This window comes from Shewanella sp. c952 (assembly GCF_019654975.1).
GTDB lineage: Bacteria > Pseudomonadota > Gammaproteobacteria > Enterobacterales > Shewanellaceae > Shewanella.
Genome location: NZ_BPEW01000005.1, coordinates 83,886 through 103,588, shown reverse-complemented (window position 1 = coordinate 103,588; position 19,703 = coordinate 83,886). Strand labels below are relative to the sequence as shown.

Here is a 19,703-nt window from a genome sequence, read left to right as displayed (position 1 = left end):
CTACTCAGACAGAAGCTCGCACACTTTGTTCAATTTCTTCTATCTGTTCTTGAACTTCCAACCATTCCATCTCGCTTTCTTCTAGACCTTGAGTGAGCTTAGTGCGTTCATTTAGTACCTGGGTAAGCTTGGGTTTATTATCTGCATCATAGAGGCTGGTGTCCGCTAACATCTCTTCTAACTCACTCAAACGGTCACTGGCTTTTTGCTGCTCTTTTTCTAGCTTGGTTTGGATTTTTTTCATTGGCGATAGCTTTTGCCTAAGCTCGGCTTCCAAACGCTTTTGCTGTTTCTTGTCTTGAACAGGTTTAGCTGTTATTGCGGCATCGTCTTTATTGGCGGTCTTTGCTGCATCCAGTAACCATTGATGATAATCGTCTAGGTCGCCTTCAAAGCTCTTCACTTCACCTTGATCGACTAAGTAGTAATCGCTACAACTGAGTCGCAGTAAATGCCTATCGTGCGAGACGATAATCATCGCGCCTTCAAATGACTGTAGTGCCATCGTCAGCGCGTGGCGCATCTCTAAATCTAAGTGGTTAGTGGGTTCATCGAGCAGTAATAGGTTTGGGCGTTGCCAAACCAGTAGTGCCAACACTAGGCGGGCTTTTTCACCACCAGAGAATGGGCGTACTGGTGCAACGGCCATATCACCGTTAAAGCCATAACAGCCTAAAAAGTTACGTAACTCTTGCTCTTTAGCGTTGGGTGCAAGGCGAGCGAGGTGTTGCAGCGGCGTATCATCTAAGCTCAGAAGTTCTAATTGATGCTGGGCAAAGTAGCCGATATTGAGACCTGGATTGGTTTCGTACTTACCTTTCATTGGCGATAGTTCGCCAGACAGCAACTTTACTAAGGTTGATTTACCCGCACCATTTCTACCCAGCAAACCGATGCGCGCGCCAGGCACTAAGTTCAGGTGAACCTTCTTTAGGATTTCAGCCTCACCATAGCCGATAGAAACTTGCTCCATGGTGACTAACGGGTTAGGCAGTGCCTCAGGTTCTCTAAAGGCCATATGAAATGGGCTGTCAGCTTGCGATGGCAAGAGCTCTGTCATGCGTTCAAGTGCTTTTAAGCGGCTCTGAGCTTGTTTAGCTTTACTGGCTTTATAACGGAAGCGGTCAACGAATGACTGCATGTGTGCCCGTTCTTTTTGTTGACGCTCAAAGGCAACTTGTTGCTGTGCCATGCGCTCTGCACGGACGTGCTCAAAGGCAGTGTAGTTGCCTTTGTAGTAATTTAGTTTGTGGTTCTCTACGTGGACAATTTCGTCAACAATACCATCGATAAAGTCACGGTCATGACTGATCAGAATCAATGTGCCTTGATACGCCTTAATCCAGCCCTCTAACCAGTACATGGTGTCTAAATCCAAGTGGTTGGTGGGTTCATCGAGTAACAATAGATCAGAGCGGCATAATAATGCTTGAGCTAAGTTTAAGCGCATGCGCCAGCCACCAGAAAAGCTCTTCACCGGATTTGATTGTTCAGCTTCACTAAAGCCAAGACCAGCTAATAGACTCGCTGCACGGCTATGGATTGCGTAGCCGCCAATGGCGTCAATTTTACCGTGTAACAAAGCGATTTTATGGCCATCATCAGCCTCTTGGGCTTTATGTAGCTCTGCTTCTAGTGCACGGTATTCAGTGTCTCCATCAATCACATATTCAATCGCTGCCACTTCAAGTGCAGGTGTTTCTTGAGCAACCGTTGCGGTCTGCCAGCCTGACGGCATGGAGAAGTCACCTTTATCTAATGAGATCTTACCTAAGATAAGTGCAAGCAAGGATGACTTACCGGTACCGTTGGCACCCACTAAGCCCACTTTGTGGCCCGGATAAACGGTTAACGAGGTTTCGTCGAGTAGGGTTTTAGACCCTCGAACGAGTTGAGCTTGAGAGATGGTGATCATTTATGCCGACTTGAGTCTGAGTTAACGCAATTAATGCAGGGGATAATAGCCTAGAATCTAGTCTGACTGCTATGACCAACAGGCAAAACTCTGGCTATGTATCGGCTTATTTGTTCTTTTGTGGCAAAATAGCCGCGAATTTACCCTTAGGGATCTAATTGATGACGACCAAGACCAAGAAAGTGAAGAAACGATTTGTTGCTGGTGCTAAATGCCCAAAGTGTAAAGCACAGGAATCTATCGTGCTGTTTAAAGATAATGGCATTGAAACGGTCGAGTGTGTTGAGTGTGATTATCGAGAACAACAAACTGATGAAAAAGTTGCTAAAAAAGCGACTGGTGCAGTCATTGGTGTCTTTAATCCTGAGTAGACCAACATCGGTTGTTAGTCGCAAATAGTAAGCTCATGCAAGGGCTGCTGAAAAACGCTTAGGCGCAATTCCTTTATTCGCTTTGACGGCGAATGAACTGCTCAATTCTTGCTAGCCTATCTTGCCCCCAGACACTAATTTGTTGATGGTTATCTTGATAATGAAAGCTCGGTACTCCCCATTGACCGAGCGCTAGCATCTCGTCGAGATTCTGTTGTGCCCATTGACGCCAGTTTGGCTGTTCTATCAGGCTTTGGGCATGCAGCCAATCTAAGCCACTATGCTCAACAATACGCTTAAGACCCGCATCGGTATCGCTGTGTATCCCTAGGCTATTGACCGCTCGCGAGTAATTTAATAGGTACTCGGTTGCTTTTCCTTGTTGCTCTGCATATTCAAACAGTGCGTAACATCTCTCCACGCCTTTACCGAGAGGGTCGGCTACTTTGCCATAATCTATGTTTAATCGACGTGCTTCGCGAGTGGTGTCGTGAAAGATATACATTTTTTTGGCTGTTGGAACGGCTAAACCGCGCATCACCATCGGCAGTACCGGTTTGATAATCAGTGGCATTTGATATTTTTTGGTAAACTTCACAGCTTGCTCTAACCCTAAATGGGAGTATGGGCTGCGAATTGAGAAATACAGCGTTAAGCTGGGCCGCTTGAAACGATTGGTTTTGCTTGGTGGCGGCAATAGATCAAGTTTGAGTCTGGTTTTAGTCAATCGCGGAGTTAGATTCTGAGGACTTAATGCAATCAAACGCTGCTCTAAATAGGCGAGCCTATCAACGCCCCAATACCATTCGTTGCCATAATAAATGGTGCCAGCCTGATAATGACCAAGGGCTTTCAGTAATGCACTATTGCGAGCTACAGCTTCATCCTCTACGAGACTCAAGTTAGCGTTGTTGCTGGCGAGTTTTCCCTGCCAAAACTGCTCAAAAATCGTGACTAATTGCTGAACATCAGTGGTTGAGGTGCCGCAAGCTATCAGTGCTTTAGTTGCCGTAATTTTTTGTGCGTCGCAGCTTAAATCTGTGTTGGGAAAATTCAAATCATATAGCTCGGCCAAATACTGACAGTCGTTGAAGGCATTTTTTTGCCAGAGTAGTGGTTCTGGGAAGGCGTTTTGAGTATGTGAAGCAATTGGGTGAAAGGACAAGCTCAGTGGCATAGATGCGTTGTAGCGAGCGATAAACTTCGGCAACACTTGCAGTAAAATATAGCTGTAGGGGTCATCAATCTTAATAAACACTTTTAGATTGTGAGGCTGGCGTAGCAGCTTGCGTTTAAGCTCAATAAGATAGCGTTTACTGTTAAGCAACCCATTGCTGGATAAGCACTGTGCAAGATAAGGCATAACAGCTGTTTTAATGGGCATGATAATGAGTTAATTGAAGAAGTTATTTTTAACATAAGCGGCGAAGCGTTAAAGGTAAAGCGCAGGCTTTAATCTTTATTGCTGAAAACACCAGGGTATGCTGCATCTATTGTAATAACTGCTACAATAGCGCGCTATAATAGTTAGCATTCATCATCGACAATTTAGGCCTTGTGTATAAAAGGCCCTTGTCACTATATTTTATCGCTGCAGAGAATCGGCAAAACCGCCGTTTGTATTGAGCTGGTTAGTTGTTATTAGCCAGCAATGAGCTTCATTCTCGCGGTGAATACTTAGGAAAGAAACTTTGACTCAATCAGTCCTCGATACCGATGGCCAAGTGCCGTTTTCAACCCTAAAGCTCAAAACTGAGTTACTCGACAACTTAACCACCATGGGTTTTGAGTCGATGACGCCAATTCAGGCACAGAGCTTACCGGCAATCCTTAATGGGGAAGATGTCATTGGCCAAGCCAAAACGGGTTCGGGTAAAACTGCCGCCTTCGGTTTAGGTCTACTGCACAAGCTAGATGTTAAGCGTTTTCGTATTCAGTCTTTGGTGATGTGTCCCACTCGAGAGCTTGCTGATCAAGTGGCTAAAGAGATCCGTACATTAGCCCGTGGTATCCATAATATTAAAGTGCTTACCCTTTGCGGTGGAGTGCCAATGGGGCCACAAATCGGATCGCTTGAGCATGGCGCACACATTATTGTTGGTACCCCTGGACGTATTATCGACCACTTAGATCGTGGCCGTTTACATCTAGATGATGTGCACACATTAGTGTTAGATGAAGCTGACCGTATGCTAGACATGGGTTTTCAGGTTGAACTTGAAGCCATTGTTGAACAGGTTCCGGTTGAACGTCAGACGTTACTTTTCAGCGCGACATTCCCTGAACAGATTAAATCTATTGCAGATTCGATAATGTTCAAGCCAGTGTTGGTTAAGGTCGCTTCGACGCATGAAACAAGCACTATTGAACAACACTTCTATGAAGTGGGCAATAATAATGACCGCATGCGTGCATTGAAATTATTGCTATTGCAGCACCGCCCTGAAAGCGCAGTGGTTTTTTGTAACACTAAACGCGAAACCAAAGATGTGGCGGCGCAGCTAAAGAATGATGGGTTTAGTGTTGTGGCGTTGCATGGCGATCTTGAGCAAAGAGACAGAGATCAAACCTTACTGCAGTTCGCCAATAAGAGTGTGTCGATAATGGTGGCAACGGATGTTGCAGCGCGAGGGCTCGATATTGATGCGCTAGATGCGGTTATTAACTACCATATTGCCTTTGATACTGAAGTTCATATTCACCGTATTGGCCGTACCGGTCGTGCGGGCAGTAAAGGGGCTGCACATACGTTTTATAGCGATGAAGATGGCTACAAAGTGGCGCTGCTTGAAGATTATCTTGAACGAGATATCGTCAGCGAAGGGCTGCCATCAGAGAATCTACTCGATACTTTCCCTACACAACCAAGCATGATTACTTTGCAAATTGATGGTGGCAAAAAGCAGAAGCTGCGTCCTGGCGATATTTTAGGTGCGCTGACGGGTGAAGACGGTATCGAAGGCAGTGAAGTGGGGAAAATCAAAATCACTGACTACCGCGCATATGTTGCTGTTAATCGTAAAGTTGCCAAGCGTGCACTGCACAAAATAGTTAATGGTAAATTGAAAGGGCGTTCATATCGCGCCTGGGAAATGCGCTAACAATTAAATTAGTTTGTTATTGAGCCGATAAGAATCCAGAGACTCTCTGGATTTTTTATAGGTGCTCATCGTGGTGATGATACTTGCTATGTATTTATTACCTCCAAAAACATAGATCGTTAACAATAGGTTTATCTGTGGCAATTTCGATAGCGGGTGGAGTAAAGCCTGGTAAAATTATTGAGTTAGAGCATCGACTGCAGCAACAGTTGATTGTTGGCAAGGGCAAACCTGTTGCTATTGCTGATGAGATCTATACTGAGCTTGAAGATGATGCAAATAAACTCGAAATCGAAAGGGAAGCTATTCGAGCGCGACTCGATAAACAGAATCAAGCACAGGCTTTATATGAGGCGGTGTCGTCACAACTTATCAATAGTGTTAATCGAACCATTGAGCATCAACTTTCGTCAGTAGAGTTGGTACTTGAGCACTCTCGGCTTGATGAAAAGCAAATTCTATTGCTGGAAATGTTGTATTCAATGCAGATCGATTTAGCAAAGATCCGTCCATTAGTGATTGGTCTACCTTGGCTACAACGTGATCTGCTTAATATGATCAACAGTCCAACCTTCAGGCACCGTCGCCCAAAGTCTTCTGACGTACAAGTGACGGAGATTAAATTGGCGCTTAACTATATCGGTATTGAGAACCTACAAGCGCTAATCCCCTATTTTTGTCTGCGCCATCTAATGCCTAGCGGCCAACCTCAATTATTGTGGGTCACTCGTAAGTTATGGCGTTACAGTATTATCAGTGCGATAGCGGCTCAGACGTTGGTTGAGTTGCACGGCAAAGATCGGGCTTTCTTTTACAGCTGTAGCTTGATGAGTCAGTTAGGAAACACTTGTGTTATTAGTAACTGTGCCAAAATGTTTGATACCACTTGGGGCACTTGGCTAAGAGAGGCGAGTGCTAGTCGCGATAAAGAGCTTTATGACGCCGTTATGACAACAGAGTTTCCCGCCACCGATGTATATCAGCAGGCGTTGAGTCATAGTGACTCGCTCAACTGGCAGCTACTTGAGTTGCTTGATTTTGAACAAAGTCGCCTAACCACAACATTCAAAGCGATTGATACTTGCATGAGATACGCAGATTTAGACGAGGATGCAAAGCTGTTGGAAAGAGCTAACTGTTTTGCCCGTGTCTATCTGCTAAATGAGGCTGGCAATATTAGCGCTGCAGAACGACGCACAATGTATGATTATTATGAACTCTCGGAGCAAGAGTTGATCCGCCTGAACGGGCAGGATTATCGTAAGTTAGCGCTCTTTTAGAACAAGTATCGAGCGGCATGATATTGGCAATCTGTGCACAAAACATGCAGTGGTTTCAACCTTGTTGGTTAGCGGTGATAGACATCCATACTTCCGCTACTTTCCTTTGTAAAAATGTATACAATTTTTTATCAATTTGACTGTAATGGTTAGTTAGTCAAACTAAGGTTAAAAAAGTAACAGTTTTACGCTAGTAGAGCCTATAACGGCCTATTTTGCCATGCTAATTATTCAATTAGTTTGAATAGTTAGTGTTTATTGGCTCTAGATAACTTTTTTATGACTAAATATGCTTAAACCCACGCCATATCTGCGTTGATAATTCAGTTCTGCAAATCTTTATGCACTATTAAGGCTGAACAGCTCTTAGAAGGTTGTGAAAAACTGGTATTTTGATCACATTTTCGCTAATAATGTCCTCCTAGCAAAACAAACAACCGCGATGTCACCTACATAAGATAAAGGCATCAAGCGGAAAACGACTGCATAAAAGTGGTCGCAAATTAGAAAGGATGAGAAAGAATGAGCGTTAACACTAATCTTACACGTGCCCAATTTGACGAAGTTATGGTGCCTAACTATGCGCCTTCAGCTGTAATCCCTGTTCGTGGCGAAGGTAGCCGAGTTTGGGATCAAGAAGGTAAAGAGTTTATCGACTTCGCTGGTGGTATTGCGGTTAATTGTTTAGGTCATTGTCATCCAGCTTTGGTTGGTGCGTTAAAAGAGCAGGGCGAAAAGCTTTGGCATCTATCTAATGTTATGACTAACGAGCCTGCGCTTGAACTAGCAACCAAGCTTGTTGAAGCAACATTTGCTGATCGTGTTTACTTTGCCAACTCTGGTGCAGAAGCAAACGAAGCAGCGCTTAAGCTAGTTCGTCGTTACGCGATGGATAAGTTTGGTGCTGAGAAAGATCAAATCATCGCATTTGATAAAGCATTCCATGGTCGTACCTTCTTCACCGTAAGTGTTGGTGGTCAAGCGGCATACTCAGACGGTTTCGGTCCAAAGCCACAAAGCATTACTCACGTACCATTCAATGATATTGCTGCTCTAGAAGCGGTCTTTTCTGACAAGACTTGTGCTGTGATGATGGAGCCACTTCAAGGTGAAGGCGGCATTATCGATGCCGATCCTGAATTCCTAAAAGCGGTACGTGCACTTTGTGATAAGCACAATGCGCTGCTGGTATTTGATGAAGTTCAAACTGGTGTTGGTCGTCTTGGTGAGCTTTATGCTTACATGCGCGGCGATGTGGTACCTGACGTACTGACTACAGCTAAAGCACTTGGCGGTGGATTCCCAATCGCAGCTATGCTGACAACTAAAGAGATCGCAGATCATCTTAAGATTGGTACTCACGGTTCGACATACGGTGGTAACCCACTAGCATGTGCAATTGGTAATGCAGTACTTGACGTTGTTAACACTCCTGAAGTGTTAGATGGCGTTAAAAAGCGTGAGCAGTTGCTACGTGACGGTCTAAACAAAATCAATGACAAGTATGACGTATTCACTGAAGTACGTGGTCAAGGTCTATTGCTTGGCGCGGTCGTTAATGAAAAGTACCAAGGACGCGCTAAAGAGTTCTTAGTAGCCGGTATCCAAGAGGGCGTAATGAGCTTGGTAGCGGGTGCAAACGTGGTACGTTTCACTCCTTCTCTGGTTATTCCAGAAGCAGACATCGCGGAAGGCCTAGCGCGTTTCGAGCGAGCAGTCGCTAAAGTAGTCGCAGCCTAATTGGCAAACGAAGCGCTAGATCATTCTAGCGCTTCTTTTTTGTCTTTAGGATACTTGTTTGCTAGCTCGTAATAGCGGCTTTTAAAGTGCTGCAGAGTTATATAGCAAGTGATAGTGAGGAGACTCCTAGATGTTAGTTATACGTCCAATTAGATCCACTGACTTTGATGCGCTATATCAAATAGCAGAAGAGTCAGGCCATGGATTCACATCTTTACCAGTAAACGAGGATCTGCTTCGCCGCAAGATTGCGCGAGTTGAAGCATCGTTTACAAAACAGGTTGATAAGCCTTTTGATGAAGGCTATCTAATGGTGCTTGAAGATACGACTACCGGCGAAGTTGTCGGTACTTGTGGTATTGAAGCAGCAGTAGGTATGGAAGATGCTTTCTACCATTACCGCCTTGGCACCGAAGTTTACCACTCAGAGCAGATTGATGTGCGCAATGAAGTTGAGACTTTGACTTTATGCCATGATTACACTGGCGCGGCAGAGCTGTGTACCTTGTTCCTACGAGGAAGTTACCGTAAGAACAACAATGGCCGCATGTTATCACGCAGCCGCTTCCTATTTTTAGCGCAACATGCACAGCGTTTTGGCGAAACTGTGATTGCTGAAATGCGTGGTGAAAGCGACGACGAGGGCAACTCGCCTTTTTATGGTTGGTTGCAGAAGCACTTCTTAGGTATCGATTTTATTGAAGCTGATTACCTTTCCGGCTTAGGGCAAAAAGCATTTATGGCAGAGATGATGCCAAAGAATGCAGTTTATGTTTGTTTGCTGCCAGAAGAAGCGCAGAAAGTGATTGGCGAAGTACATGCTAATACACGTCCAGCACTGAACTTGTTGCAAGCTGAAGGCTTTAGATGCCGTGGCTACGTCGATATCTTCGACGGTGGGCCGACTGTAGAGTGCAACCTAAATGATATTCGCTCGGTACGCGAAAGCCGACTGCTTACAGTGACCATTGGTGATACACCAGCGGCTGCAACCAGCTATATCGTTTCAAATACTCAACTTGAAAATTACCGCGCTACAGCTGCAGAGTTAGCTGTATCAGACGACAACGACAACGTGATCTTAGATGCTGAAACCGCTGCAGGCCTTATGGTTGCAGAGGGTGAGCAGATCCGTGTCTTGGCAATGTAGGATTAGAAAATGACACAATTTATTGAAGGTAAATGGACTGCTGGTTTAGGTCATGAAGTGACATCAATTAACCCAGCTAACCAAGAAGTGATTTGGAACAGCAAAACGGCGACGCCAGAGCAGGTCAATACTGCTGTCGATGCTGCGCGTAAGGCACAGTTTGATTGGTTTATGCTTGGCTTTGAAGCACGTTTAGCCATTGTTGAAGCATACCGTGACCAACTTGAAGCAAACAAAGCTGACATGGCTGAAGTGATTGCACAAGAAACCGGTAAACCACAGTGGGAAACCGCCACTGAAGCTGGCGCTATGATTGGCAAAATCGGCTTATCTGTAGCGGCTTTTCACAAGCGTACCGGCACCTCTGAAAATGACACTCCTGCTGGCCGTGCCGTATTGCGCCATAAGCCACATGGTGTGGTTGCTGTATTTGGTCCTTATAACTTCCCAGGTCACTTACCAAATGGTCATATCGTACCTGCATTGTTAGCAGGTAATACTGTGGTATTTAAACCATCAGAGTTAACACCAAAAGTGGCTGAGCTTATGCTTAAGCTTTGGGAAAAAGCAGGTTTGCCTGTGGGTGTCATTAACCTTGTTCAAGGCGAAGTTGAAACAGGCAAGGCATTGGCGTCTCATCCACAAATCGATGGCCTGTTCTTCACTGGTAGCTCTCGCACTGGTCATATCCTGCATCAGCAATATGCTGGCGATCCGGGTAAAATTCTAGCGCTAGAAATGGGCGGTAATAACCCGCTGATCATCAAAGGTGTTGAAGACACTAAAGCGGCCGTGCATGACATTATCCAGTCTGCTTATATTTCATCAGGCCAGCGTTGTACTTGTGCTCGTCGCTTATATGTCGAGAAAGGCGCAGCCGGTGATGCACTGCTTGAGCAACTAACAATAGCAGTTAACAACATTCAAGTAGGCGCGTGGAATGCACAGCCACAGCCGTTTATGGGATCTATGATTTCAGAAACTGCCGCCAAAGGCATGGTTGAAGCACAGCGTAACTTAGTCAACCTAGGCGCTACACCAATGGTTGAACTCACGCACCTAGAAGCGGGAACAGGTCTTGTATCTCCAGGTCTTATTGATGTCACTGACGTGATTGAACTGCCTGATGAAGAGTATTTTGGCCCGCTACTACAAGTGGTTCGTTATAGCGATTTCGACGAAGCAATCAGACTGGCTAATGCGACTCGCTATGGTCTTTCTGCAGGCATACTGGCTGATAGCCGCGAAGATTATGATTACTTCTTAGCGCGCATTCGCGCCGGTATTGTTAACTGGAATAAACAGATAACAGGCGCTTCAGGTGCTGCGCCATTTGGCGGTGTTGGCGCATCGGGTAACCATAGAGCTAGCGCATTTTATGCCGCTGACTACTGTGCTTACCCCGTTGCTTCAGTAGAAGCCGACGCGGTCAGCCTACCAGCAAAACTAAGCCCAGGTTTGAGTATTTAGTTTTACGGTTAAATCATAAGGGAAGTGCTCGGGGCACTTCCCTTTTGTTTATATCAACAGCTTTTATGAACCATTAAAGCGGTTGAGCAAGTATCAACACTGTTGATGCAATGCAAATCTAGCAAGTACTAGCGGCTTCACCTACCAACCTAGGTGGGGCTGCTAAATCCCTCAAATGTGTACAGCCGCGTGACATAAACAAACAATAAGCACGCTGGCGTAAAGGAGTTAACGATGCACACTAATGTAAACGCGTTATTTGAAGCACTTTGGCAAGATTATATTGAGATGACCCCATCAGCCGCTAAAGTCCATCAGTTACTTTCAAAGGGCGAAACGATCATCAATGATCATATTGCGCTGCGAACGTTTAATATCAGCAAGGTTAACCTTGATGTACTCGCTGCACATTTTGAATCTATCGGCTATGTTGCTTGCGGTGACTATAAATTTGAAGCTAAGAAGCTTAACGCTAAGCATTTTGAGCATCCTGACAGCACTCAACCAAAAGTATTTATCTCTGAGTTGTTGGTAGAAGAGTTCAGCGATGAGCTTCAGACAACGATTAAAGGCTTGATTGAGCAGGTTGATGCAGCAGCTACAACTGCAGATAACTTCCTTTACTCGGGTCGTCACTGGGATTTAGACGCCAAGACCTATGAGTCGTTATTAGCTGAAAGTGAGTATGCTGCTTGGGTCGCGGCTTTGGGTTATCGAGCCAACCACTTTACGGTTTCAATTAATCACCTACCTAATTTCGACACTATTTTTGAAGTTAATGATGCACTTAAAGAGGCAGGCTTTGTACTCAATGCCGTTGGTGGCGAAGTTAAGGGCAGCCCTGAAGTATTGCTAGAACAATCTTCAACAATGGCGGACAAGATCAATGTTAGCTTCTCAGACGCTGTGGTTGAGATCCCTAGCTGTTTTTATGAATTTGCCATCCGCTATCCTAAAGCCGACGGAGAGCTTTACACAGGCTTTGTGGCTGCGTCTGCGGACAAGATTTTTGAAAGTACTAACGTAAACTAAACAGCCCGTTAGTTGCTTAGAACGATACAAACAAAAAAGCCGGAATCATTCCGGCTTTTTTGTGGCTGAACCTTTTTGCTAATCACTAAAATCGAGTGTGACTTTCAAGCCCGGTAGGGTCTGACTGTGTTCGAACCGCAAGGCAATTTTGTATTGCTCTGCAATATCTTTGACAATCGATAGGCCTAGCCCATGCCCCATGGTTGCTTCGTCTAAACGTTTACCACGGTGAGTGAGCTGTGCCAGCTCTTCTGTCTTAACCCCTGGGCCATCATCCTCAATCGTCAGTAGTAGCTGCTGATTGTGATTGCTAATGCAGACTCTGATCTCACTGTCAGCCCATTTAAAGGCATTGTCTAGCAAGTTACCGAGTAGTTCCATGCCGTCTTCACGGTGCATAGGTAAGCGGCTTATATCAGCAGGAATATTAAAACGGCAATTAATGCTTTTAGTACGATGAACCTTTTTGAGGGTTTGTGTCAGATCTTCAATATCTTTCGGTAACTGCATTTGGGCCGCAGGCAACATGTCTCCGGTAATTCGAGCTGCAGCGAGTTTTCTCTCTATCATTTTATGAACTAGATCGAGCTGCTTTTGTAACGCCTCAGCAGACTGAGGATCTTTTAACCCTAAAGCTTCTACCTGTTGCTGCATTACCGCTAGTGGAGTTTTAAGACCATGGCTTAAGTTACCGAGATTATTACGACTGCGTTCGATCTGCTTGCTTGAATATTGCAAAAGCTCATTGTAGTTGGAGGCAAGAGGTTGCAGTTCGAGTGGAATGGTATTGAGATCGAAAGAGGATATTTCACCTTCGCGTAATTTCGCTAAGGTATCTTTCATCTGGTTTACCGGTTTAAAGGATTGGCGCAGAACTAAAAAAATCCCCATTATCATAGTCATCAGCATGACAAGATTAACGATGAGCTTAGTGCCATAGATCTCAGAAAAGACCTTACGGCCAATACTTAAGTCCTGTGCAACAGTAAGCGTCGCATTAAGCCCTGATGTTTCAGATTCTAGGCCAATGGACAATAATTGAATATCGTGGTTTTGCGGGCCTTTTGTTTGCCAAGCGCGGGTTTCGCCCTTTTCTAAATCAACGACTTCTAAACGTTGATCCCACAGTGAGCGTGATCTTAATTCTTGCTCAGGAAGATCAAGCTGATAGTAGCGGCCGGAGTATACCGGCTTATAGAAATTTGAAAGTTGGCTTTGATCTATTCTAAAGGTGCTGTCTTCAATATGGGTTGCAAGCAGGACTTGCTGTAGATCTTCCTGCAATCGGGCAATAATTGAATCATGAAAAGCTTGGCGTAACATCGACTCGAAAAAGATAATTGCCACAATCGTGGCGATAACGACTAAGCCTGTTAACCACAGGCTTAGTTTGCTACGGATTGAGATCATTGAACGATGCCGTGAAAAATATACCCTTGGCCGCGGCGAGTTTCTATCGCAGTTTTACCTAACTTTTTACGCAGGTGAGTAACATAGACTTCAACAACGTTACTCTCTTTCTCGTCGTCAAATTGATATAGCTTATCTGTTAACTGGGCTTTCGATAACAGCTTTTTAGGTGACATTAAGAAGATCTTTAATAGCCTAAACTCCATTGCCGTCAGTTCAAAAGTATTATCGGCGACGGTAACGGATTGTTGGCTTTCATCCAACGCAACACCAGCATAAGTTAGTTGCTTATTAGGTGTATTTGCTTTGCCGTGAGCACGTTGAATTAAGGCTTGAATCCTGACCAAGAGCTCTTGAGTATGAAACGGTTTACCTAAATAGTCATCAGCACCAGAGTTAAAACCTTCAACCTTCTCATGCCACTGACTACGTGCCGTTAGCATGATCACTGGTGTATGTATGCCTTGTTCACGCCAGCGTTCAAGTAGCTCAAGGCCATTACCGTCGGGTAATCCAATATCAAGGATGACACAATCATAGTTGGTCTCCTTAATTAGATAATCAGCTTCGCTAATTTTGTCTGTTGTGTCAGTTACATAGCCAGCTTGTTTAAGCTGTTTTAGCAGTTCTTCCACAAGTAGCGCGTTATCTTCAACAAGGAGTAATTTCATAAAGTATGCTCTCAGTGATGCCTGCAGAGTATTGAACACGTTGATTTCGACAGGAGTATTAACTCAAAAGTAATATGAACAGTGTAAAGCGATCTGATTTATAAGCCAATACTACAATGGCTTTGCAACGCAACTACTGGGTAACTTCGCTGGTGTTATCAATTGGCCATTACTAGCGTTCAGGGTTAACTCAACAATTTGGTTTTCTTGAGTGCGGATCTGTAATTCATAGCGTAATTTACCATTTTGTTGATATAAATGGGCGTCAATGAGTTTGCCGTGACAGATAGCTTGAACACCTGCAAGTGTTACATCAAGTGACAAAATCTCACCGCCGTTCACCAGATGTTGCGCTTGATAGTGCTGCACTTCTTCAATTTGATTAGCGAATGCCGAGGTTGAGAGTTTTAGACAGCAAACTAAAACGCTTAAATAAATGACAGCTTTCAAGCGATACTCCTAAAAAAATGGCCTGAGATAACTCTCAGGCCACTTTATAGAAGCTGTCTTAAACCGAGCTTAATACTGTATTAGCGAGTACCGTATACTACGATAGTCTTACCGTGAGCTTGGATAAGGTTTTGTTCTTCAAGCATTTTCAAGATGCGACCAACAGTTTCACGAGAACAACCTACAATTTGGCCAATCTCTTGACGAGTGATCTTAATCTGCATGCCGTCAGGGTGCGTCATTGCATCTGGCTGTTTAGCAAGGTGAAGCAATGTTTGTGCAATGCGACCAGCAACATCTAAGAAGGCTAAATCGCCTACTTTTTGGCTAGTGCTGTGGAGACGATAAGCCATTTGCGAAGAAAGCTTCATCAAAATTTCAGGATTAACCTGAATAAGTTGCTTAAATTTCTTGTATGAAATTTCTGCAATCTCACAAGCTTGCTTAGCACGAACCCAAGCAGTACGCTCTGCTTGCTCTTCGAATAAACCTAGTTCACCAATAAAGTCGCCCTGGTTTAGGTAAGAAAGAATCATCTCTTTACCTTCTTCGTCTTTAATCAAGACAGCAACCGAACCCTTTACGATGTAATAAAGCGTATCTGAATCTTCACCAGCGTGGATCAAAGTGCTTTTGGCTGGGTACTTATGAATGTGACAGTGTGATAAAAACCATTCCAAAGTAGGATCTGGTTTTGGCTTTCCAATCAGAGCCATGCCTATGTTCCTCGACTGATTTACGTTAAGAGTAAGAATATGCTAATTAAGCATCTTACGTCAATTAAGCTGATGAAACCTTGATGGAAGTCTTACTTTAGACTTTATGCATGAAGGTAACTCGCTATCAAGATAGTCTTTTATTTTGATACATTAGTAATATATGTCAACTCATTACGACTTTTCAGGCAATAGTATGCTTAACTCTGCAAGCCATATCACATCCTGTTTGCTATCTTTCTGGCAGACAATGAGTGGTAGATAGTGAATGACGTTAATCGCAGTATTCTTTGAACTTCATCAATAAAAATGATTCTCATTACTGTATCTAGGTCTTTATTCTCGACATTTGTGGCAAATTCTGGCTAACTGCCAGTAAGCATATTTCAGCAATAACCACTAAAACGCGAGTTTGTGGTTTGATTTTAAAGGAGCTCACGTGAAGTTTAGACCTTGGATTTTAAATACTGTAGTGGTCTTTTTTATGACGGCGAGCACAGCTGTTCAAGCCTTTTCGATCCCTCAACCTAAAGGTGCTGAAGAAGCCAGTAAAGTCGCGCATATCCATTTAAAGGCTGCTCAAGGTGATTTTGATGCACAGTATTTACTCGGGCTTATGTATCTTTCTGGCCGCTATGTAGAACAAGATCAAGGCGCTGGTATGGAGTGGATAACGAGTGCAGCACAGCAAGGCCATGCTAAAGCGCAGCAAACCGTTGCTGACTTGGCGTTTGAAGGCAGCATAGTATCTAGGGACCTATCGACCGCAAAACAATGGTACACAGCGCTGAGTAAGCAAGGCAATAAGTGGGCAGACTTTAGATTGGGCTTTATTTATGCTTCTGGTGGTGAAGGGGTAGAGCGTAACTGTGGTAAAGCTGTGGAGCAGTTTAAATTAGTGGGTGATGAAGTCTCACTGGGAAATGTTGCATGGATTTTAGCAACCTGCCCAGAAGCTAAGTACCGCGACGGCGGTCAAGCACTAGCGCTTTCGTTATCTCTACTTGAAGCCAATGCAAAAGATCCTACCAACTTAGATAATCTTGCCGCTGCATATGCTGAGCTGGGGAATTTTGACGCTGCGATTACAACTCAACAAAAAGCCATTGAGGCATTAGCCGTTACATCTGATAACAGTAAGACTGGGGAGTTTATGCAGCGACTTGAGATTTATCAGAACTCCGAGCCATACAGAGAAGTGGTCCCGCTAATCGGCAAGTAATGCTTGAAGACAAAATGTAGCGCTCATTTGTTGGGCGCTTTTTTATGGCTGGAATTCAGTAGAGGCCTCTTTGAATAGGCGTTAGCACGCGTAAGTATTGCAAAGCAGAAGAAGAGTATTAGCTAAAAATATAGAGCCATAATGCGGCCGTTTAATCATACGAGTTGCATGGATGTAGAGTTTACTTTCTGAGGTGAATTTAGAGTTTAGCCTGCATACCCAACGAGATAAATATGGAGATGGAGTTTACTTTCTAAGATGAGTTTAACTCTTAAAGTTAGCTTAGAGAGGTTAGCCAGAATACCCAGGAAACATACAGATCAACATGGAGATGGAATTTACTTTTTAAAATGAATTTAGAGATTAGAGGTTAGCCAGCATACCCAAGGAAATAAACAGATCAACATGGAGATGGAATTTACTTTTAAAAATGAATTTAGAGATTAGAGGTTAGCCAGCATACCCAAGGAGATAAACAGATCAACATGGAGATGGAATTTGCTTTTAAAAATGAATTTAGAGATTAGAGGTTAGCCAGCATACCCAAGGAAATAAACAGATCAAGATGGGGGAATTTACTTCCAAGAGTACGCTAACTTATCGTTCTTTCGCCTGAAATCCCGATGAAATGAAGTCTACAGAACTTGTCTTAAACAAATCTTAAGATAATGGATTGTCGTAACTTATTACTCATTTTCCGGTGAAATAAGCTGTAAGCGCTTATCCATTAAGTCTTTCACTAGTGGCGTAAGGATAAGCTCCATGGCGAGTGACATCTTTCCTCCAGGTACTACTAGCGTGTTGATTCGGGACATAAATGAGCCTTGGATCATGCGCAGGTAATAGGGGAAATCGACATTTTTGATACCGCGGAAACGGATCACCACAAAGCTTTCATCCAGACTGGGAATGCTCTTGGCACTAAAAGGGTTTGAGGTATCGACTGTCGGTACTCGCTGAAAGTTAATGTGGGTTCGGGAAAACTGTGGCGTCATATGGTTAATATAGTCGTCCATGCTGCGAACGATTGAGTCCATCACCTTTTCACGGCTATGACCTCTATCAGAAGTATCTCGAATGATCTTTTGAATCCACTCTAAATTGACAATGGGCACCATGCCTATCAGTAAATCAACATGTTGGGCGACATCACAGTCATCAGTGACTACACCGCCATGCAAGCCTTCGTAGTAAAGCATTTCAGTATTTTCAGGCAGTGGGTGCCATTGAGTAAAGGTACCTGGCATCTGGTTAAAAGGAACGGCTTCATCAAAAGTATGCAGGTAAGCGCGTGTTTCCCCTTGTCCTGTGCTGCCATAATCACTAAAACATTGTTCAAGACGCTGGAAATCGTTGGCTTCAGGGCCAAAATAACTGATATTGCGATTCTCTGTTTTCTCTTTACGGATCATCACTGCCATTTCGGGGCGGGTGAAATGGTGAAAGCTATCGCCCTCAACAATGGCTGCATTGATCCCCAGCTGCCTAAAGATATGGTTGAATGCTGTAGTTGTTGTTGTCGTACCTGCACCAGATGAACCTGTTACAGCAATAATCGGATGTTTTGCTGACATTTTTTTACCTAAAATAGAGACAGTTAAATATCACCTGAAGACAGCCAAATATGGCTAACGGTATTGATTCTGCAATAAACCAGATTATTTAAAAACTGTATGTGAATTTATATACCCATTCTATTTCAAAGTGCCTATTCCAGACACTCCCATTGGGTGGGTTTAAAAGCGATGCTAATTGTGTCACTGGACTAGACAATAGACTCGCTATTGCACTGCGCCTAGAGCCTTGTTTAAGTCACTTTTAATTCCCACTGAAATAGCACATATTGAATTCGAATGGGTATAGTTATACGTATTCGTAACACTCAGGTCAATCCTGAGCTGGGTCCGCCGAGACAATATCCTCTTTGCGTCTTATAGCGATAGATTCTTCCTCTTCACTAAACTCGACCACTAATTCCCCACGAGAAAGTGCGGTACGACAATGCGCTATTGCTGTTTGCAGACTATCTTCACCAGTGCTTGCAAAACTGCCATCTTCAAGTTGACCAATGAGAAACTCTTTTATGAGGTTCTCGAGGGTTTCTGCAGGCAATTGGTTCAGTGCTTCGTAGGGAACTAGCATCAATGATTTCCAGATTTATCAATGTGAGAGGTTAAAAATGACAAGATTCTTTTTTCAATATAGTAGCGCGGCCGCCAAGGTGAACCACCTTCGATAAATCCAACATGGCCGCCATTATCATGCAACTCGTATTCAACTTGCTCAGCTAATTGGTCATGTGTCGGAATGACGGCGTGAGTCATAAACGGGTCGTCTTTAGCATGGATCACTAACGTTGGCTTTTGGATCTGGCTCAAATAGGGAAGACCGCTGGCTCTATGGTAGTAATCATCGACACCATTAAAGCCATGTAATGGTGCTGTGATTTTGTCATCAAATGCATAAAAAGTGGTGAGCTGTTCTATTTCGGCCTTGCCAATAGGCATTAATGGCTGCAATGCTGGTGTAGATACTTTACCCAGCATTTTTTCTTGCAGCTGTTTGATCAAATAGCTCTGATATACCTTTGAAAAACCTTTTTCTAGTCTTTTGGCGCAGGCGGCTAGGTGCAACGGTGCAGATACTGCTACAGCTCGTTCAAGTAAGCTTTTTTCTTGCTGTTCACCTTGATACTTGACCAATACATTGCCGCCAAGGCTATAGCCGACAGCAAGTAACGGTGAGTCTGGGTAACGCTGCTTTAATTGAATCAAGGTTTGCTGAATATCTTGAGTGTCGCCGCTATGATAGCCTCTGACAAGTCGATTAAGCTCTCCCGAGCAGCTACGGTGGTGATGTACCACGGCGCATAACTGTTGTGCCTTACAAGCAGCCAAAATCCGACGCGCGTAATGGGAACTAGAACTTCCCTCCAAACCGTGGACAATAATAACAATTGCTTGATTGGCTTTAGGTTTACCCTGCCAATCAAGATCAATGAAATCCCCGTCAGAAAGCTCTAATCTTTCCCTCTCTAGCTGTGGTCTGTCCACTTTTGTGAGTACGGGTAAAATCGTTTGAATGTGGGGGTTTCTAGCCCACCAGGGGGGGGAGAATTTTTGTCTTATCATAATTGGCTATTGCTGAAAATTAAAACGTGTGTTTAATTGTTGTT

The 19,703-nt window shown here is 44.0% G+C and carries 17 protein-coding genes; 8 read left to right on the top strand and 9 right to left on the bottom strand.

The genetic code is table 11. The features are described 5' to 3' along the window. Positions 1 to 4 precede the first annotated feature (4 nt). The gene (locus K5R16_RS05785) at positions 5 to 1,915 is read right to left on the bottom strand and encodes an ABC transporter ATP-binding protein (protein ID WP_220736585.1); all 1,911 of its coding nucleotides are present in this window, start codon (positions 1,913 to 1,915) and stop codon (positions 5 to 7) included. A gap of 161 nt (positions 1,916 to 2,076) precedes the next feature. On the opposite strand from K5R16_RS05785, the gene K5R16_RS05780 reads away from it, so the two are divergent. Next, positions 2,077 to 2,286, top strand: a complete 210-nt coding sequence (locus K5R16_RS05780) for a YheV family putative zinc ribbon protein (protein ID WP_220736584.1) — start codon at positions 2,077 to 2,079, stop codon at positions 2,284 to 2,286. Positions 2,287 to 2,359: 73 nt separating this feature from the next. On the opposite strand, the gene K5R16_RS05775 is transcribed toward K5R16_RS05780, so the two are convergent. Next, positions 2,360 to 3,649, bottom strand: coding sequence for a DsbA family protein (locus K5R16_RS05775; protein ID WP_220736583.1), 1,290 nt, complete (start codon positions 3,647 to 3,649; stop codon positions 2,360 to 2,362). 361 nt (positions 3,650 to 4,010) lie between these two features. Between K5R16_RS05775 and dbpA the strand changes: the two genes are divergently transcribed. The 6 genes from dbpA (at position 4,011) to K5R16_RS05745 (ending at position 12,059) form a co-directional block, all read left to right on the top strand. Then, entirely contained in the window at positions 4,011 to 5,387 is a 1,377-nt protein-coding gene (gene dbpA / locus K5R16_RS05770) for an ATP-dependent RNA helicase DbpA (RefSeq protein WP_220736665.1), read from the top strand. A gap of 137 nt (positions 5,388 to 5,524) precedes the next feature. Beyond that, complete coding sequence (locus K5R16_RS05765) at positions 5,525 to 6,667, top strand: HDOD domain-containing protein (RefSeq protein ID WP_220736582.1); 1,143 nt, start codon at positions 5,525 to 5,527, stop codon at positions 6,665 to 6,667. 522 nt (positions 6,668 to 7,189) lie between these two features. Further along, a complete protein-coding gene (locus tag K5R16_RS05760) occupies positions 7,190 to 8,407 on the top strand; it encodes an aspartate aminotransferase family protein (RefSeq protein WP_220736581.1) in 1,218 nt (405 codons plus the stop codon). Positions 8,408 to 8,537: 130 nt separating this feature from the next. After that, positions 8,538 to 9,557: an arginine N-succinyltransferase gene (gene astA, locus K5R16_RS05755; protein WP_220736580.1), complete on the top strand. Its 1,020-nt coding sequence runs from the start codon at positions 8,538 to 8,540 to the stop codon at positions 9,555 to 9,557. Positions 9,558 to 9,566: 9 nt separating this feature from the next. Beyond that, on the top strand, positions 9,567 to 11,027 hold the full coding sequence (gene astD / locus K5R16_RS05750; RefSeq protein ID WP_220736579.1) for a succinylglutamate-semialdehyde dehydrogenase: 1,461 nt from the start codon (positions 9,567 to 9,569) through the stop codon (positions 11,025 to 11,027). A gap of 234 nt (positions 11,028 to 11,261) precedes the next feature. Continuing rightward, positions 11,262 to 12,059, top strand: a complete 798-nt coding sequence (locus K5R16_RS05745; protein ID WP_220736578.1) for a DUF1338 domain-containing protein — start codon at positions 11,262 to 11,264, stop codon at positions 12,057 to 12,059. A gap of 78 nt (positions 12,060 to 12,137) precedes the next feature. Here K5R16_RS05745 and K5R16_RS05740 read toward each other — a convergent pair whose 3' ends face one another. The 4 genes from K5R16_RS05740 to crp all read right to left on the bottom strand — a co-directional run bounded on the left by K5R16_RS05740 (position 12,138) and on the right by crp (position 15,306). After that, the gene (locus K5R16_RS05740) at positions 12,138 to 13,469 is read right to left on the bottom strand and encodes an ATP-binding protein (RefSeq protein WP_220736577.1); all 1,332 of its coding nucleotides are present in this window, start codon (positions 13,467 to 13,469) and stop codon (positions 12,138 to 12,140) included. After that, complete coding sequence (locus K5R16_RS05735; RefSeq protein WP_220736576.1) at positions 13,466 to 14,140, bottom strand: response regulator transcription factor; 675 nt, start codon at positions 14,138 to 14,140, stop codon at positions 13,466 to 13,468. Before K5R16_RS05735 ends, K5R16_RS05740 begins: the two co-directional genes overlap by 4 nt. A gap of 111 nt (positions 14,141 to 14,251) precedes the next feature. Further along, positions 14,252 to 14,590 carry a PepSY domain-containing protein gene (locus tag K5R16_RS05730; RefSeq protein WP_374758382.1) on the bottom strand — a complete coding sequence of 113 codons (339 nt, stop codon included), beginning with the start codon at positions 14,588 to 14,590 and terminating at the stop codon, positions 14,252 to 14,254. An 80-nt stretch (positions 14,591 to 14,670) separates the two neighbouring features. Beyond that, positions 14,671 to 15,306: a cAMP-activated global transcriptional regulator CRP gene (gene crp, locus K5R16_RS05725; protein ID WP_012156707.1), complete on the bottom strand. Its 636-nt coding sequence runs from the start codon at positions 15,304 to 15,306 to the stop codon at positions 14,671 to 14,673. A 439-nt stretch (positions 15,307 to 15,745) separates the two neighbouring features. On the opposite strand from crp, the gene K5R16_RS05720 reads away from it, so the two are divergent. Further along, entirely contained in the window at positions 15,746 to 16,528 is a 783-nt protein-coding gene (locus tag K5R16_RS05720; protein WP_374758381.1) for a tetratricopeptide repeat protein, read from the top strand. Between the two features lie 686 nt (positions 16,529 to 17,214). Here the strand turns inward: K5R16_RS05720 and K5R16_RS05715 are convergent. From K5R16_RS05715 to K5R16_RS05705, 3 genes are all read right to left on the bottom strand, one after another. Then, a complete protein-coding gene (locus K5R16_RS05715; protein ID WP_220736575.1) occupies positions 17,215 to 18,102 on the bottom strand; it encodes a phosphoribulokinase in 888 nt (295 codons plus the stop codon). A 313-nt stretch (positions 18,103 to 18,415) separates the two neighbouring features. Next, entirely contained in the window at positions 18,416 to 18,670 is a 255-nt protein-coding gene (locus K5R16_RS05710; RefSeq protein ID WP_220736574.1) for a YheU family protein, read from the bottom strand. Beyond that, positions 18,670 to 19,659, bottom strand: coding sequence for a hydrolase (locus K5R16_RS05705; RefSeq protein WP_374758380.1), 990 nt, complete (start codon positions 19,657 to 19,659; stop codon positions 18,670 to 18,672). The genes K5R16_RS05710 and K5R16_RS05705 overlap by 1 nt, the downstream gene beginning before the upstream one ends. Positions 19,660 to 19,703: the final 44 nt, after the last annotated feature.